Origin of the sequence: Shewanella sp. DC2-4 (genome assembly GCF_013248875.1) — a bacterium.
Taxonomy (GTDB): Bacteria; Pseudomonadota; Gammaproteobacteria; order Enterobacterales; family Shewanellaceae; genus Shewanella; species Shewanella oncorhynchi.
Window position 1 is genome coordinate 4,660,581 of sequence record NZ_JABRVR010000002.1, and the last position, 18,097, is coordinate 4,678,677.

Consider the following 18,097-nt stretch of genomic DNA (forward strand, 5'->3'; position numbering starts at 1 on the left):
ATGATATTAACTTCGCTTAACCTGTATCAATATCGACTACCGCTCGACGTATTATTGCCCGTCGGCAAGCAACGTATCGATCACAGAGCGGGATTAGTACTACAAGCCAATGTAAGTGCCAGCGCTAATGTTGGTGGCGAGCATAGACAAGTCGAAGTTGAAATTGCCCCACTCTCTGGCATAGATGTCGATGAACAAGCCTTGATGGGGTTCAGCCGTGAAACACTCACTCAAGTGCAAACGGCTTTGACTGGATTATTACCCCAACTCTGCGGTCAGCATATTGATACATTGCTGGAATGCGCCGAGCAAAGTCCTTACCCTTCTTTGGCCTTTGGTTTAAGTCTGTTACATGCCAAGTTAATGGGCAAACTCGATGCCATCCGTCCACAAACGGCCACAGTCCCTTTGATTTATCATCCAACGGATGCCAGCAAAGACTTGCTCGATAGCAAAATTGCCGCCCTTAGCAGGAATGTTCGTTCGGTTAAAGTCAAAGTCGCGCAAACTTCAATCGAAGATGAACTAAGCCTGATTTATGGCATTTTACGTACCCGCCCCGATCTCAAATTGCGTTTGGACGCGAACCGAGGGTTTACACTTGAGCAAGCAATCGAATTTGCCGCTTGCTTGCCCCTAGATACCATAGAGTACATTGAGGAACCTTGCCTGAATCCTCATGATAATCATGAATTTTATCAATCAATTGGTATACCCTACGCCCTCGATGAATCGCTCAACGATCCAGAATACCAGTTTGTAATGCAAAATGGCCTGACTGCGCTTGTCATCAAGCCTATGCTGCTCGGCAGTATCGAAAAGCTAGCTAATTTAATCGATACGGCGCAAAGCTACGGCGTACGTTGCATTATCAGTTCGAGTCTAGAGAGCAGTTTAGGCATTAATGATCTGGCCCATTTAGCCGCGATTCTCACTCCGGATGAAATCCCTGGGCTCGATACCCTCAGCGCCTTTAGCCAAGATTTAGTCGTGTCATCGGGTAAAAAATACTGCCTCACACTCGCACAACTTGAGCCAATTGCACTGCACACCATTGATTCAATGCAACAAAATGATGATACAGCCAAAAGTGAGGGAAACGAGTTTGTCTAATGCCAGCCTATCAAAACCGCTTGCACTGTCACCCGTGCACCAAGCTGCGCTTGCGTTTCCACAGCAGACAGCCATCAAGTTGGCGGGGCAAGACATTAGCTACTCAGAGCTTAGCCAGCGCGTTATCGCACTGGCTCAGCAGCTAAGCGCTGCGGGGATCTCAAACGGTGAGCCGCTCGCCTGTATTGCTAGCAATAATCTCGAGATCATTTGTCTCTATTGGGCCTGCATCGATATAGGAGTAATCTTTTTTCCTATCTCGCCACGTTTTCCCCTCGCGCAGATCCAAGGCTTAATTGATCAACATCAAATCCGCTATGTTTGGAGTGCTGAGGTTTGTGAACTACAGAATTGTCATCACTTGCGCTTAAATTTCAATCACATTAGCAGCGACTTAGCCCTGCCTGTCGACTTTACTCGTCCAGCTAATGTGATTTTAACTTCAGGCTCTAGTGGCTTTCCCAAAGCGGCGGTGCATTGCTTAGCGAATCATATTGCCAATGCCGAAGGTGCCCGCAGCTTAATCCCACTCGAACAAGGTGATGCCTGGCTACTCTCCTTGCCCTTATTCCATATTGGCGGTCTTGCGATATTAAACCGCTGTGCCTTAGTCGGTGCCAGTGTTGTCATACCAGATCAAGCGCTTAGCCTTGGTCAGCAGATTGACCAAGATCAGTTGACTCACATATCTCTCGTTCCCACACAACTGAGCAAGTTACTCGCCGATACGAGCAGCAAGCTTAAAAGTATCAAAGCCTTATTACTTGGTGGCGGCGCAGTCTCAATTGACTTACTCCAACAACTTAAGCAACACAATATCGCCAGTTACACCAGTTACGGCATGACGGAAATGGGCTCGCAGATCACCACAGGTCACGCTTTAAGCGACGGTAGCAGTGGCAAATTACTCCCCAAGCGTGAGCTTAAAATCGAAAACGGTGTGATTTTGGTGCGCGGCGAATGTCTGTTTATGGGCTATCTCACCGCGGATGGAATACAAAAGTGCGTTGAACAAGACGACTGGTTTTACACCAAAGACAAGGGCGAATGGGACGAAAATGGTAATCTGCGCATTCTTGGCCGCGTCGATAATATGTTTATCTGCGGCGGCGAAAACATCCAGCCAGAAGAAATCGAAGCCGCGCTTAAACAGCACCCACAAATAGACGATGCAATCGTTTTCGCCATACCAGATGTACAATTTGGCAATCTCCCTGCCGCCATCATTCGCGGCAGTTTAACCCACCACCCAGAGTCGATTGCAAATACGCTCGAACTGTTCCTTGCCAACAAAATCGCCCGCTTCAAACGTCCAAGACAATATTATTCATGGCCAGAAAATAATGAACAAATAGGACTGAAAGTGAACCGAAAATCCTTGATCCGTGAGCTAACAAAAACAAGTTAGTCCACTAAAAATCAAGGCTAAGCTCCTGTAATTCTTTAAGCTGTAAACTCGCAGGGAAAAAACGTTGGATAAATGTTTGCTCATCAATAGGACGAGAAAAACAAAAGCCCTGTCCAATCGTACAGCCAAGCTGTTGCAGCAATACTAATTGGGAATTTGTTTCAATACCTTCTATCACTAACTCCATATTAAGTGCTTGTGATAACGCTATCACGCTGGAAATTGCGGCTTGGCACCTAGGCTCAACACTAAGTTCACGCACAAAACAACCATCTAATTTAATTTGTGAGAAAGGCAATTCGCATAAACGTGCCAATGAAGAATGTGCAGCACCAAAATCATCAATCGCCAATTCAAATCCTAGCATTCGCAAGCGGATTAAATTCTCCATATTCACTGCTGGCGCAGCCAACAAACCCGTCTCAGTAATTTCGAGGGTAATACATTGAGGAAGAATGTTAAATTTCTTTACCATATCGACAATCTGATACACTAATTTAGTCGAATTGAGTTGCGAGATATCGAGATTATAGGCGAGAGAAATTAGGCTTTCATGTTGTTGTAAACGCTGTTGTAAAGCGCAGCCTTGCTCGAATAACTGTAAGAATAAATCGTCAAGTAAGCCATGTGAAATTAACCGGTCAATAAAAGTACTGGGATTTAACAATCCAAAATCAGGATGATGCCAGCGTGCGAGCATTTCTGCCCCTTTCAAGCTAAAGCCTGCAACATCAAACTTAGGCTGATAAAACCCCACGAACTGTCTTTGCTTCAATGCCTGTTCAAAATCCTCAAATACAAAATTTTCGGGGCACCTAGCTGCGATAAAACCCGAAGCTATTTGACTCCTTTGAATGCGACTGTTGGTAAATCTATCTAACATACGCTGCAAATTATCCACTGATGGGCACTTACTTAAATCACCAAGATATTCAAAATTAAGCATTTTAATCATCTGCGATACAGACCGCCTGAGTTCCTTATCAATACAACTAAATAATGCAACTGAAGCTATATCGTATTTTGCTTTTGCTTTGCGCAAAAACGATAGACCATCAATACCTGCCATCATGAGATCGCATATCACTATGTCCGCACTATGATGCTCATCGAGCCAAACAAGCGCATCTTGTGCTGCCCCAAAAGCAAACACCTCAACGTTGCTAAGAGATGCAAGATTATGCTCAAGTACTGCACGTTGAAAGGGGTGGTCTTCTAAGACAATCACTCTAACCTTACCCATTGAATACCCTTTAAAATTAAAATACTAATAGACAAATGCCTGTTACGCCCTTGCCGCAAAAAAGCTGCAACACCGAGATATAGATAGTCAGCTATAATTTAAATCACTAGAGGATCAAAACTCGAGATACAAATATATACAGATGTTTATGAATTAAAAACAATGAGAATGCCTATGATTAAATTCATCTGCCTTCAAATATTTTACGACTATTATTTAAAAGAAATTGCTGAAAAATATGTAGGAAAAATCTTAATCACATAGTTTTATTTCACTGTAGCGACTTACAAAGGATAAAATCTGTACTCAATAGTTATGGAGTTACATGAATGAAAAGAAAAATATTAATAGTAGATGATCATCCAGTTGTTGTTTTAGCACTAAAAATCATTTTAGAACAAAGTGGCTTTGAAGTGATAGCAGAAACCAATAATGGTGTTGATGCATTAAAACTTATTAAAGAACTCTCACCCGATGCTGTTATTCTCGATATTGGCATCCCCCAATTAGATGGATTAGAAGTGATAGAAAGGTCAAGAAAACTCGTAAAGAGCCCGCCAATTTTAGTCTTGACGGCACAACCATCTGATCACTTTGTTTCCCGTTGTATTCAAGCCGGAGCTTCAGGTTTTGTCTCTAAACAAAAGGACATGAATGAAGTCACTGGCGCGCTTAGAGCAATTCTCACAGGCCACTCCTATTTTCCGATTATAAGCAATAACAACATGATTGCTAAATCGAGTCAGGACGAGGCCGAACTCGTAAAAAAGCTTTCAACTCGAGAAATGGTGGTATTGCAGCAGCTAGCAGTCGGCTTATCTAATAAAGAAATAGCCGAGCGTATGCTGTTAAGTAACAAAACCATTAGCACATATAAAACTAGACTACTTGATAAACTAAATGCAAAAAATTTGGTAGATATAATTGAAATAGCAAAGAGGCAAAACTTAATATGAGAAATGTTATTTTCATTCTTATATTGAGTCTGAATTCAATTTATTCACTAGCACATGAAAGTAAATTTACCCATTATCATTTGGTCGGCTATCAAGAGAAGGCTGCATTGCCTATCCAGCTATCATTAGAAGAGATTGATACACTTAAAAAATATAGATTGCTGAATATTGGCATATCGTCGCCTGACTATCCACCATTTGACATGACAGTAAATGGTGAACAAGAATTTTATAAAGGAATTAGTGCTGACTATATACATATTATTGCTAATATGCTCAACATTGAAGTCAATATAAAACGTTATACATCTCGGGAAAAAACAATTACCGCAGCGCTCAATGGAGAAGTAGATCTAATTACTACAGCAAATAAATTTGAACAAATGCACGGTCTGCTACTAAGTACACCTTATACTGTTGATAAGCCTTCTATATTCAGAAATGCTAACTTAGGTGATAATGAACAAATCAAGTCAATGTCTATGGCCTATGAGTACTTACCAGATGAAGCGATAACAGATATTTATCCAAATAGAAAATTACTCAAATTTTCCTCTAGACAGGCGGCCGTTGCTGCAGCTGCATTTCGGCAAGTTGATGCTGTGATAGTCGACCAAGTCTCCGCCAACTATTTAATAAACAACAACTTCTCTGGAAAACTTAAATTAGACACTCACTTGTCTCTAAACTCCTATGGCAGCGCCTTTGCTACAACAGAACAAAATAAGGCCTTAATAGATATAATTAATAAATCTATTAGTAATATTTCACTCGAACAAAGAAAGTTGATTAGAAAACGCTGGAGTGGCGGTGGAAGCACCATTCCTTTTACCTCAGAACTCCCCAGTTTTACAGCAGATGAGACGGCTTGGCTACAAAAAAACCCTAAAATAACAGTGGCAATTAATAAGTATGCGGCACCGCTAACATACCTTGACGATACACATAACGCTGAAGGGTTTGGCATTGAGGTTTTGGAACTAATACAAATGTATTCAGGGCTAAAGTTTGACTATATTGTTAACAATAGGTTTTCAGAACAGATTAGTTCCGTCCTCAATCATAAAGCTATGATGACAATATTCTCACCGAGTGAAGATCTTAATAAAAATATTATTTTTACTAAAGAATTCTCAAATTCACCTTATGTTTTTGTAACACAGAAAAATGCACAAGACCTAGATATTAACGCTATAGTTGTTCCCGATGGTACTTTTAATGATAACATGCTCAGAAAAATAAATCCTAATGCAGACATTATAATCGCTGACAATTATCTTGAGGCATTGAATGATATAGCGACTGGTGCAACAAATACCACTATTGTACCACTGGCTTTAGCCGACTTCTATGTAAATAGTTATTTCAGCGATACTTTAGAAGTAAGTAAGATCATAGATGAAATGCCAAGAGCGTCTGTGGCATTCGGAATGGCGAGTTCAAATAAACTACTTAAGAGTATACTTAATAAAACATTAACTGTTATTCCTCCTGATGAATTACAAATGGCAGAAAATCGCTGGCGCCGTAATGCCCTGCCTGCACGCCAAAGCTGGAAGGATTATAAGTACACTATTTACACTATTGTGATTGCCTCAACGATCATGATTTTAGTCTCAATTATTTGGGCTCTTTACACTCGAACTCATTATCGCAAGCGGCTATTAGCCAAAAAAGAACTTAATCAACAACTGCAATTTATGCAGTCCATTGTTGATGCCATACCTCATCCTATTTATGTAAGAAATAAGCGGCGTGAACTGACTATGTGTAACGAGAGTTACCTTAATACTTTCAACGCCTCACGCGAAGATTTGCTATATAAGACCACAATGGAAGGAGCCAGTCGCTCTAAAGAGGCTCCTATTGTAGATAAAGAATATGTGCAAGCCTTAGAGGATGGTCTTGCCGTATTTAAGGATAGAGAACTTCATATAAATGGACATAAATATAATATTTATCATTGGTTTAAATCCTATGGCGATGAAGCTGGCAATATAGAAGGGATTATTGGTGGTTGGATAGATGTCAGCGATAGAGTCAAGCTTATTGAAGAATTAGAATATGTGTAGTGGTCAAGTAAAATTGGCCACGGTTTTAGAGTCATTCCAATATAAACGTTCTGACTCATTTGGCGTTAACCCACCATTATATTGATGGGGTCTGGTCTCACTGTAATATCCAGTGATGTAATTTGTGATCTCTTTATCTGCTTCTGTAAAATTCCCATAACCACTGGCAGGTATCCACTCAGATTTCAAACTTCTAAAGAAACGCTCCATTGGTGCGTTATCCCAACAATTCCCGCGGCGACTCATACTTTGCTCAATCTGAAGACGCCATATTAATTGTCTGAATTTCAAGCTTGTGTAATGCGAACCTTGATCGCTGTGATATATCACATTCTCAGGCTTACCCCTTAACTCAAATGCCATTTTCAAAGCTTTACAGGTCAGCGCACTATCTGGTGATAATGACAAAGCCCATCCAACAGGTTTGCGGGAAAATAAGTCTAAAACAACGGCTAGATAGGCCCAGCGATTACCGACCCAAACATACGTCACGTCGCCACACCACACTTGATCTGGTTGAGTTACTGCAAACTGTCGATTAAGCGTATTGGGGATTGCAACATGCTCTTGTGTCGCTTTCCTATAAGAATGCTTAGGCTGCTGACAGCTTAATAACCCAAGTTTTTTTCATTAGATTACGGGCTCGATAACGACTGAGACCAATCCCTTTGTTAGTCACTAATTGCGCTATCGTTCGCGCACCGGCAGAGCCATGACTAATACGATGTGCGGCCTTCACTTCACTGCATAAAATAGTAAAGTCTGTATCAATATGTTCTTTTCTTTTTAGCCAATACTTATAGCTACTTCGATGCACTTTGAATGCATTACAAATTGTGAGAATAGAGTGGCTCTGCTTGAGTGCGCTGATTAGCGTAAATTGTTCATCGAGTCTGACATCAAGAGAGCGGTAGCCTTTTTTAGGATAAGATTGTGCTCCTCAAGACGAGCTATTTGCTTCTTCAGCTCACGGATTTCAATTTGTTCAGGGGTAATCGGAGATGCTTTTGGTGTGCCACCCTGGCGTTCTAGTTTTAACTGTCTCACCCATTTATCCATAGTGGACTTACCTACGTTCATCGCCTTTGCAGCTTCGATGATGCTATGGTTTTTATCGAGGACTAATTGGGCTGCTTCAAGTTTGAATTCAGCACTAAATGTTTTTCTGGTTGTCGATCTCATGTTTTCACCTAAAGTCATCTACGAGGTAATAATATCACCTCTATTTAGGTGGCCAAAATTAGTGTGCCACTACAATGCTAAGGAAGCTGCGGACAGTGCAAGCCAAGCAAAGAGTACTTTCTTAGCAACTATGAGTCATGAAATCCGTACGCCAATGAATGCCATCATAGGAATGTTAGAACTGGTACTAAAACGTACAAATTCACAACAGTTTGATTTAAATTCAATTAAAGTTGCCTATGATTCCGCTAATGACTTACTTGAACTTATTGGTGATATTTTAGATATTGCTCGTATTGAAGCGGGTCAGCTGTCACTTTCGCCCATGAGAACCAATCTTAAGACAATTGCAACCTCTGTCGTGAGAGTGTTTGATGGACTAGCAAGGCAAAAAGGAATCACTTTACAGTTGGATTTCGATCCTGTTATTGCGAATGATGTACTCGTTGACCCTATGAGGATTAAACAAATACTGTCAAATTTAATTGGCAACGCCATTAAATTTACTGACAGCGGCGGAGTAAAAGTGAAAATTCAATCAGAAAGTTTCACCAATACAACCCACACGATTCTATTTACTGTCACGGATACAGGAATTGGCATCTCGGGGGAGGACCAACAGAAACTATTTACCCCTTTCAGCCAAGCACAAGGGACCCACACAACCCATGGTGGTACAGGGCTTGGGCTCATGATTAGCCGCTCTCTGTGCGAAATGATGGGTGGGAGTTTAACCCTTGAAAGTAAATTGCATCAAGGAACTCAGATCAGCATGCAATTAACCCTCACCCAGCTTGAAGCCGAAGCAATCCATAACCCTTCACAACCCATTCCAGAATCGCATGTGAGTAATCCCCTCGATATCTTAATTGTTGACGATCACCCTGCGAATCGCTTGCTATTAGCCCAGCAGCTTAAATATTTAGGCCATAGTGTTGATGAAGCAGAAAATGGCTTAATTGCCTTAAACATGTTCGAAAGTAAACAGTACCCTGTGGTGATCACCGATTGTAATATGCCAGAAATGAACGGTTATGAACTCTGTCAGAAAATTCGCCAACTCGAACACAAACGTCACACGCATGCTATCGTCATCGGCTATACCGCTAATGCCCAAAAAGAAGCCAAGGATGCCTGTTTAACTGCAGGGATGGATGACTGTTTATTCAAACCCATCAGCCTAATGGAGCTAGAAAGTATGATTAAACGGTTTACCCCAGAGAAAATCACCATAACCGCCACACATTTTGCCGCTGACGCAGTAGAAAAACTCACAGGAAATAATGCAGAGTTAGTCGATAAATTGCTTAAAGAACTCCTTAAAAGCAATCAAAGCGACTTGCAGTCCCTGTATGTAGCCCTCGAAAATAATGATTTGAGTACCATCAAAGATCTCGCCCATAAGATCAAAGGTGCTGCGAGAATTATCGATGCACAGAAGCTTATGTCTGCCTGTGAAATGCTGGAAAATGCGAGCCATCAGCAGTTGAATGCTTATGTTGAAGCCGTATCTCAGGCTATTGCTTCACTCGAGGCAGAAGTGATCTCTTATACCCAAACAGCCTCAAAATAATGCCGAAGCCCATAGCTTCAAGTCACGCTGTATAAATGCATATACATAAGGCCCTGTTGTAAACAGAGCCTTATGTTCAATTCACTGTCAAAGCAAGCGGCTGAGCATTCCCCTCATCGTCTATGTACTCGGCCTTTAGGATAAGCCCAAGCTGATCGATTAACTCGCTCTCAGTGATAGTCACAGTTTCTGCGGAGTAAGGAGCTAGCATTCCTTGAAAAATAGCATAATCCCTCCCTTTAAAACTCAAACTGAGGTTCTGATAGGTCACATAGTAAGGTGACTTATTCTCTATTGATAACATATTGTCTTTCAATATAAATGACTGCCACTTTGCTAAGTCTAAAACATCAATAGCGAGCTTATTGGGCCGCACAAAAACCTTCATTTGAGTACGTAAAGCGACAATCAACAGTTGCCCCTCAGTTTCATCAATATTTTTGGCGGGGGTGGGTGGAACTTCGTATACATTCAGCCAGTATAACTGTTCTTGTTTTTCAGGTTCCTGCTCCGCAATATTAAGCAGATTTATGTGCTTGCGCTCCTTTGGGGCAATTTGCAACAAGCCAGGATAGGGCAAAATTGGCGCATTTGCCGTTTCAGGGCCAGAGTCTGGATCGCCGTCATCCACCCACAGTTGCACCATCACAGGGTAGTCATTAATATTCACCAGTGACAACCCTTGCTCCCGATCGGAAGCCGCAAAAATAATTCGACTACGATCGGCGACTACGCCAGCCAGAGCGGTTTGCAACATTAGGAGCCATAAAACTAAACTACTGAACCCGAATAAGCACTTCCGCTTTTGCATAAAATTTTCCTGCCGTTGGACTCATTCCTGGCAACTTACCAAAAACAACTCTGTAATTATCCATATATTGATAACTCGTACCGACAATACCAGTCCGATTCCCCTGTAATGGCCGCCAACCGTCTTTCCATGCATTATATTGTGAGTCTAAGCTGGTTCTATTATCAAAATTTAAAAAGGGTTGAATCACACCATCATTGCGTTGTAGCTTTACCCCCACACCATTAGCAACCGTATTAGTACCATAGCCGTTACTGACTAGATATGTCACAGCATCCTGAGTCGCAAACCCCAACTGTCTCGCTATCTGGTAATTATTACTCTCAATCTTAAAGGCGATAGCATTCGCATTAACTGCGGGGCCATTAATATTGGCTTTCTGTTGGCAACGATAATTAATCTGGATGTCAGCTTCTCGGGTAACGCCGCTGTTTAATTCCGCGATAGTCACAGTGGGGAACAACACATAAGGTGTGACATTCATTACCGCACAACCTCCAGCCCTTCGCGTATACAACTGTTGATATAAGCTGATATTCCCAGGCCAATTCGCATACCAGCCTGGATAATGACTAATATGGTCAACCCCTTCCGTAGGATAGGCAAGGCCAGGCCCACCAAAAGCAATATAAGCTGCAGGTTGATTATAACTGTATGCGATAGACTCAGTCACACCTCTGATATTGCCAATCTGGAACAGCTCTATCGTGACATCAGTAAAGTTTTTCGCCTTCACTAATATTCTTCCCTGAGCATCACGGTCTAAACCCCGCAGCGGCCGATATTGCCATAGGCGCGAAAAATACTGACCCGTGGCATTATTCTTAACCCTGAGCACAACATTTCGATGGTAAGTGGCATAACCTTTGTTAATACCATAAGCCACACCATCTTCGTACATGCCGCCATAAGCATTATCTGCGTTTACTGAGTAGATCTCATTTAGTTGGTGCTCATCCGCCGCATCGCAACGAAAAAGTACCTGTTCAGGATCATACCCGCCAGTCTGTCCATAGGTACTGAAGGGCGCAACACTCGATCCCAATAACGTGCCATTGGGTTGAAAACTTTCATCGGTAACATTGATGATAGGCAGATTAAGTATGCCCCTATTAGCATCGTAACCACCAGACCATATAGCTGTTTTACCATACGCAGGTGAGACATAATAAAAATTTGCCGGATCTGTTGTAGTCGTCGATATACGGTAGCAAGTCGCCATAGCTTGACCACTAACTAAAGTGGCAAACACAAAAGATACCACTGCCAACAGCCGACCTAGGTTGAACTCAATCATAGTTTTTATCTCAATTAACCCGCTCACATAGCGCAGGCATTCTTAATAAAGTGTTATCACGACTGCTTTCGAGGGTATAGTCAAAGTGACATTGCTGATCGGGTTTATTTCCCCAATTAACGGTCAACTGACCACTCGGTTTAGAAGCTCTGACATAAGCCATACCAGCCTGTCCAACCATGCCCAATACTAGGCCATCTTCGTCCACGACTTCGGCGCCAATAGGAATAACGCCGCCGTTGGCTTGCTGAGTCATGAAGACGACGGCTATCCCGTGTCTAGTCTCGAATTTCATCTTAACGATAGAGCCAGCATAGGGCGCAACTTGCTGTTGTGTCTCGATAAGTTCTGTACCACTTAACATAGATCCCGTATCAAGCGTGACACTATTTGTGCGATAAGGCGTCAAAGATGGGATAATTGCATATCCCAAGTCATCAATCTCAGTACCCCAATTATTAGTCACTTTTGCGCCAGAAGCTCCCTCAGCTTGAACAATCGCAAAAGTATCACTGAGGTTTTGGCTTAATGTTACGCCGCCAGAATGCACCACTGCTGCACCACTCAACCCAGCGCCAACCTGCTGATAAGTATCAGAAATCGAATAGTTACCCGATAAAGTCGCTTGGCTAAAACGCTTTTGCGTATTGACGCTGACACTTTCACTCGAACTATCCTGCCGCTGTAGTGAAGCATTCAGGCCATATGTCCAAGTATTATCATCGTCCACAGTGCCTGCGAGTCCTAGATTATACTGTTCATTACCCCTAGATGAGTGACTAAACCCACTGCTAAGCATGTTTGACTGGCGACTACCAAATGGAATGGACACGGTGAGACTCACGAGATCTTCCTTCACCCTATCAGAGGAATAACCGCTCATTTCAGTTAATAGCTGACCACCAAACCCATTCTGTAGCGGAACTTGACTGGTATATTGACGTGAAAAAGTGAGCCCTATATTCACACGACCAATACCCACCGTATAACCGAACTGTAGTTGATCGTCATCATCGCGCCCATCACGGTATTGACGTTTAGAACCACTCAAATACACAAAGCCAAAGTCATCTAAACTCTGATTCACACTCAAACTCATTTCAGACCGCTGACGGTAGGTCTCAGATTCAAAAATATTCCCACTCTCCAATGCCCTCCTCAAACCTAAAACATCATTCAACTCCCGAAATGACTCTGTAGAGTAGTGATATCCAGCAAGTGCCACTGATGTCCCCGAATCGAACGAATGGCTATAATTAAGTCCAACGCGCCAGCCATTTTTCCACTCATTTAATACTGAAGACTGAGAAATACGAGACATAGAATGTACTGCGGTTAACCCCAGAGCCCCCCATTCTGTACCTAATACAGTCCCTAGACTCAAAGCAAAATAATCATCTCCGACACGCCCACCGCTATTTAGCGTCAGCATATTACTCAAACCATATTCAGAAATTAAATCTACAAAGTACCCACCAGACTCTGCTTGATCTACTTCACCAAATGATAACCCGTACTGGAAACTTCCTTCACGCAACGAGCCAGGCACAGCACTGAATGGCACAGTAAAACTAGAGACCTTCCCATCAGCTTCACTAATTTCAACTAATAAATCCCCCTCATAACTTGTGGGAAATAAGTCATTAATAACAAAAGGCCCCGCCGCTACTGTGGTTTGATAAATACTCACACCATTTTGCTTAATCACTACGCTGGCGGTTGAGTTAGCGAGTCCTCTGACGACAGGTGCATAACCACGCTGGGATTCTGGTAACATACGATTATCAGTCAGCAACTGTACGCCGGTAAAAGCTAAACTACCGAAAATATTTCCTCGAGTGTAGGCATCACCAAACAAGAGTTCGCTCTGCATATCCGGCAAGGCTCTGGTGATATAAGTTCTAATAGAATTAAAACTTTCTTGAGTATTTTGGCCAACATCGTTGTACTGATAACTCGATTGATTTCTCAGGCGCCATAATCCTAAATTGACACCTGAATTAAGGCCCGTATAAATGACACGCATATCGCTACCAGCACTGCGGCTATTAGTTTGATAGTAGTTACTGTTGTAACTGATAAATCCAGCATTTTCTCCCTCGCTCCAAGATGAAGGATCAACATAGCCACGCGGAATCTGCCGTAAATAAGCTTGTGGGATCGCAAGCCCTAATCTTAATTTCTCGGCATCAAATTGCGTCGATACCCCCTTGACCACAGTATCAGGGGCGGCACATTCAGCCTGCAATAATGCATCTTCGTTTATGTATATTGCAGTTACATTCGACTTGTTCCAGAAATTAAGGTCGAGACAAGGCACAACTCCTTGGGAGCCAACCTTAACAAAATTAATAATTTCCCTATTTAAGTAAGTACCATTTATATAGATATCAACTTGGTATTGACCTGGAATAGTTTCTGCAATCGAGTTAAAGCGAGAAAGATAACTATCGCCATAACCACCACCAAGTAATAGGCTGTCATCAAATGTGAAATCCTGTAAGTCATCGGCCCTCAACGATGAAGACATGCAAAAGATCACACCAATCAATAGCAGTAAAGAGTAAATTTGGCTCATCAAACGCATGGATTTTTTCATAACCAATCTTATCAATGATGTGCAGATGCAATAACATATTCACTTTTTACAAATCCGCCGTAATCATTTACTAAAGTGAATTCAATCGTCATTGGATATGTGATGACAAACTGCTTATTCTGAATGTCTATCAACTGATTAGACTTAGGTTCAAGCATAGTAATAGGGATGATTAGCTCTTGTTTTCCCGACTTAATTTTTGCCTCAACAAAAGAGGCAAAAAAAGCCGCATTATTTTTCACATCAAGGTGAATTCCAGCATCAGCATACTGAACATCAAAGGCAATCTCTTTTGCCACATCATCTGGATTAGATTCAATCTCTACAGGCCGATAAAATATTTTCACTCTATTTTTGAGCATCACTAGCATCTGATTTTCACCAGCATTTTCTTTCGATAATGGAGGTATCTGTAGAAAATTAAGATAAAACACACTCTCACGGTCTTTTGGCAGCTCACCGCCGCTATAAATTAAGCGAATTAACTGCCCTCGCTTAGGCTCTATTCTAAAAATAGCGGGTAAGGCCAAAAATGGGCCATCAGCATACTCAGGTGCCGACTCTGGGTTATTAATATCAGTCCAGACCTGAACAACATTTGGAAAAGCATCGTTATTTGTTAACTGAACACTGCGCTCTTTAGCATCACTAGGATAAATGACTCGCGTATTGGTCATGACCACACTCGCATTAACTGAAAAACCGATCATGAGTAGAGTCAAAAATATTAAACGAAGAAGTAAGCTAGAAAAAATCATAGAAGCCCCAAAAAGCAGCAGCGCTCACCCATGGGCTGGGTGAGCGAATAATCATAATTTATCGTATATTAAAGATAAGAAACTGCATATTGGACAGAGCTAATCACACGACCTGCTGTTGCACTACCAGTTTCAGAAATATACTGCACAGCAAAATCATGGGAGGCAGAGTCTGCACCTGCAGCAACATTTAATCCATCAACAGCACTTCCTGCTGTTAAATTGATACTCGTTCCACCAACTGAATCAAGAAGCTGTAATGCTACATTTGTTGCCGTACCAGTATTGCCTAAGTTACCTGCGGTTGTGATATTGTTACCCAAAAATACGGTTTTAATAGGTAAAGCTTGCGTTGCATTGACAGTACAACCACTGACTGAAATGGTAAAAGGTGTTTCACCAGCAACTGAGCCTGCAGTGGCAAGTTGAGCCGTAGAAACTGTTGGTAGCAAGACACTGGGATTAGCCGCATTTCCGTTAATCGCCACTTCACAAGTTTGGTCCGATACTTCACCCAAAAAAGTAATAGTATTATTCGCTTGAACACTAGTACCAAACAATGCACCTAAAACTAAAATAGATAGCGTTAATTTTTTCATCAGACATCCTACTGTTGTTACTATATGGAAATATTAAGGTTATGGCTCATCGAAGCTGAGCACACAATAGCAACAACACTAACAATTACATATAGGACTAGACTTGCGATCTTGTAGGAAATTTCTGACAATAAATATACTAAAGATAAACATTAAAAAGCGATTTCAAAAAATGAAATCGCCATTATTAATGGCAAAATTGTGAATCAATTATAATGAAGAGCAAGAATAACTTCATTCTCATTTTTTCGGCTAAAAACTAGATTATTAATTTGTTTGAACTGAGTTGATATAACAAGTATTTTGTCGCTATCTATAGAATTTGCATACACTTGGGGAGTTATAGTCTGAGAGATAAATTGATTGAGATTCTGGTCATAACAAGAAATGGTAGATAGATCGGAGTAGCAACTTGGTTCTGCTATCTCACCTTGAAAAGAAAGAGTTTTAAACTCAGTTTTTGCTATCACGTTACAGCTTATCACCGCGCTCAACATGACTGTAGTTACGCCGAATAACGATACCTTTAACATCTCATCACCCATTTCGATTTGTAGGACACCTCCTAACTATCGACCAAGAATGGATGTTCTGAAGTATATTTACTGGCAATAAATGTACTTATTAATAGATTAAAAATTTATAACTAACTAATCACACTTATCTAGCTTAAAACACTACTCATTCATATAAAAATGTCATGGCAAGAATAAGCATTTAAAAAAAAAGTAGTCAGCACAGGTTTGGTTAAGATCAACCGCTATACTATTCTTCCACTGCGCATAGAAGATTGTTGATACATTACGGGGCAGCAACCATCGCACTTGGCTATCGTCTTGAAAATAATGAATGTTATTTTTTTTAAGCAACTCAATTAAAACTCTCGTCTCAAATTGGCATAGAATGACCTCAGCTCCCAATACATAACTAAGCTTTAAGTCCTCGCGTTCAAAAGCGATACCCTTGCAAACTAACCAAAACAAGCTCTGCTGACATACTTCGACGCCCCCATTGACACGAAATGCAGTACCCCAACCAGATTCTGATGATAGGGCTAACTTAGTGATCATTGAGAACATAACTTCCCACCTTTGTAAGCATTAAAAAAACGCATAATGAGTATCTATCGTAAATTGGCGGGTATCCCTTCTAACTTAAATGCTTTCCTTGGTACATAATCCATCGCTACCCGACCAAATCTTCCGTGCTCAATATCCATATCAACTTTGCTTAAGGCGATACTCAAAATGCGGAGGAACAAACCGTTCGATAATAAGCATCGAAAATAACTTTCGAATTGAGGCTCAAAAGTTAGCGATATATTAACTATTTATAACGGCTCTAAATGTAGGATAAATCCGATGTCTCGTGGTGAAATCAGCCATAGTCGCGTACGTTTCAATACGATTGAGTTGTATATCTGTAGCGAAATTCACTTTAAATGGCGCGATTAAATCTATTCTTTCTCCCATAAAAAAAAACCTGCCGCAGCAGGTTTTTTTATGGCTAAGTTAAAATCACTTTACACGTGACGCAACTTAGGCTTCCATACAAGCTTTTAGCTTGTTCATGGCATTTTTCTCAAGTTGGCGAATACGTTCGGCCGACACTTGATAAGTCTCTGCAAGTTCTTGCAGTGTGGTTTTATCGTCATCTAACCAACGAGCGCGCAGAATATGCTGGCTACGTTCATCTAGGGTTTTGATGGCCGATAATAAACGACCTTGAGCATTCGATTCCCAGTTGTCGTTTTCAATATTTTCCGCTAAATCCGATGAATGATCTTCCAAATAATGGACGGGGGCAAAATCATGCTCCTCGTCTTGATCATTGGTTAAATCAAATGCCGGATCTTGCGCTGCCATACGTGATTCCATTTCGGTCACATCGGCCTTAGACACACCTAAATTTTCAGCCACCATAGTGACTTCTGCATCGCTGAACCAACCTAAGCGTTTTTTCGCTTTACGGATATTAAAGAACAACTTACGTTGTGCTTTAGTGGTCGCGACTTTAACAATGCGCCAGTTTTTCAGCACATATTCATGAATTTCAGCTTTGATCCAGTGCACAGCAAAAGACACTAGACGCACGCCAACATCGGGATCGAAGCGTTTAACCGCTTTCATCAAGCCTATGTTGCCTTCTTGGATCAGGTCTGCCTGTGGCAAACCATAGCCTGAATAGCCTTTAGCAACGTGCACTACAAAACGTAAGTGCGACATAATCAGTTGCTTCGCAGCTTGTAGATCACCAGTTTCCTGTAAACGCTTGGCTAACTCATACTCAGCCTCAGCGTCCAGCATGCTGATGCTAGTCACTGAATGGATATAAGCTTCTAGACTACTGGCGCCCTGTGGGACTGTCAGTGCCATTGATTGCGTTTGAAAGGTCATTCGCTCTCCTACATTTATCAGACTACTTAACGAGTGCATTCTTAGGTTCAACAACAAAATACCCTAAGAATAAGCTCACGAACTATCGGC

The 18,097-nt window shown here is 41.5% G+C and carries 13 protein-coding genes and 1 pseudogene; 5 read left to right on the top strand and 9 right to left on the bottom strand.

The genetic code is table 11. The features are described 5' to 3' along the window. Both menC and menE read left to right on the top strand, forming a co-directional pair. Entirely contained in the window at positions 1-1,113 is a 1,113-nt protein-coding gene (menC, locus tag HQQ92_RS21145; RefSeq protein ID WP_173248183.1) for an o-succinylbenzoate synthase, read from the top strand. Continuing rightward, the gene (gene menE / locus HQQ92_RS21150) at positions 1,076-2,521 is read left to right on the top strand and encodes an o-succinylbenzoate--CoA ligase (protein ID WP_375539970.1); all 1,446 of its coding nucleotides are present in this window, start codon (positions 1,076-1,078) and stop codon (positions 2,519-2,521) included. Before menC ends, menE begins: the two co-directional genes overlap by 38 nt. Before the next feature lie 4 nt (positions 2,522-2,525). Here the strand turns inward: menE and HQQ92_RS21155 are convergent, their stop codons facing one another. Continuing rightward, positions 2,526-3,764, bottom strand: a complete 1,239-nt coding sequence (locus HQQ92_RS21155) for an EAL domain-containing protein (RefSeq protein WP_173248186.1) — start codon at positions 3,762-3,764, stop codon at positions 2,526-2,528. 329 nt (positions 3,765-4,093) lie between these two features. Between HQQ92_RS21155 and HQQ92_RS21160 the strand changes: the two genes are divergently transcribed. Both HQQ92_RS21160 and HQQ92_RS21165 read left to right on the top strand, forming a co-directional pair. Further along, complete coding sequence (locus tag HQQ92_RS21160; RefSeq protein ID WP_113940277.1) at positions 4,094-4,720, top strand: response regulator transcription factor; 627 nt, start codon at positions 4,094-4,096, stop codon at positions 4,718-4,720. Beyond that, complete coding sequence (locus tag HQQ92_RS21165) at positions 4,717-6,792, top strand: transporter substrate-binding domain-containing protein (RefSeq protein WP_254306341.1); 2,076 nt, start codon at positions 4,717-4,719, stop codon at positions 6,790-6,792. Before HQQ92_RS21160 ends, HQQ92_RS21165 begins: the two co-directional genes overlap by 4 nt. Before the next feature lie 3 nt (positions 6,793-6,795). On the opposite strand, the pseudogene HQQ92_RS21170 reads toward HQQ92_RS21165, so the two are convergent. Continuing rightward, positions 6,796-7,974: pseudogene (locus tag HQQ92_RS21170) on the bottom strand (IS3-like element ISSba5 family transposase). Positions 7,975-8,035: 61 nt separating this feature from the next. Between HQQ92_RS21170 and HQQ92_RS21175 the strand changes: the two are divergent. Next, positions 8,036-9,547 (top strand): ATP-binding protein, encoded by a 1,512-nt coding sequence (locus HQQ92_RS21175; protein WP_309247082.1) that lies wholly within the window; start codon positions 8,036-8,038, stop codon positions 9,545-9,547. A gap of 76 nt (positions 9,548-9,623) precedes the next feature. Here the strand turns inward: HQQ92_RS21175 and HQQ92_RS21180 are convergent, their stop codons facing one another. The 7 genes from HQQ92_RS21180 to rpoH form a co-directional block, all read right to left on the bottom strand. Continuing rightward, positions 9,624-10,304 (bottom strand): molecular chaperone, encoded by a 681-nt coding sequence (locus tag HQQ92_RS21180; protein WP_173248188.1) that lies wholly within the window; start codon positions 10,302-10,304, stop codon positions 9,624-9,626. Positions 10,305-10,323: 19 nt separating this feature from the next. Beyond that, complete coding sequence (locus HQQ92_RS21185; protein WP_173248190.1) at positions 10,324-11,655, bottom strand: fimbrial protein; 1,332 nt, start codon at positions 11,653-11,655, stop codon at positions 10,324-10,326. A gap of 10 nt (positions 11,656-11,665) precedes the next feature. After that, on the bottom strand, positions 11,666-14,254 hold the full coding sequence (locus HQQ92_RS21190) for a fimbria/pilus outer membrane usher protein (protein ID WP_254306342.1): 2,589 nt from the start codon (positions 14,252-14,254) through the stop codon (positions 11,666-11,668). Between the two features lie 11 nt (positions 14,255-14,265). Then, complete coding sequence (locus HQQ92_RS21195) at positions 14,266-15,012, bottom strand: molecular chaperone (RefSeq protein ID WP_173248192.1); 747 nt, start codon at positions 15,010-15,012, stop codon at positions 14,266-14,268. Positions 15,013-15,080: 68 nt separating this feature from the next. Further along, positions 15,081-15,611 (bottom strand): fimbrial protein, encoded by a 531-nt coding sequence (locus tag HQQ92_RS21200; protein WP_131524791.1) that lies wholly within the window; start codon positions 15,609-15,611, stop codon positions 15,081-15,083. Between the two features lie 698 nt (positions 15,612-16,309). Next, positions 16,310-16,690 carry a hypothetical protein gene (locus tag HQQ92_RS21205; RefSeq protein ID WP_173248194.1) on the bottom strand — a complete coding sequence of 127 codons (381 nt, stop codon included), beginning with the start codon at positions 16,688-16,690 and terminating at the stop codon, positions 16,310-16,312. Positions 16,691-17,149: 459 nt separating this feature from the next. Beyond that, complete coding sequence (gene rpoH, locus HQQ92_RS21210) at positions 17,150-18,007, bottom strand: RNA polymerase sigma factor RpoH (RefSeq protein ID WP_006079635.1); 858 nt, start codon at positions 18,005-18,007, stop codon at positions 17,150-17,152. Between the last annotated feature and the right edge of the window lie 90 nt (positions 18,008-18,097).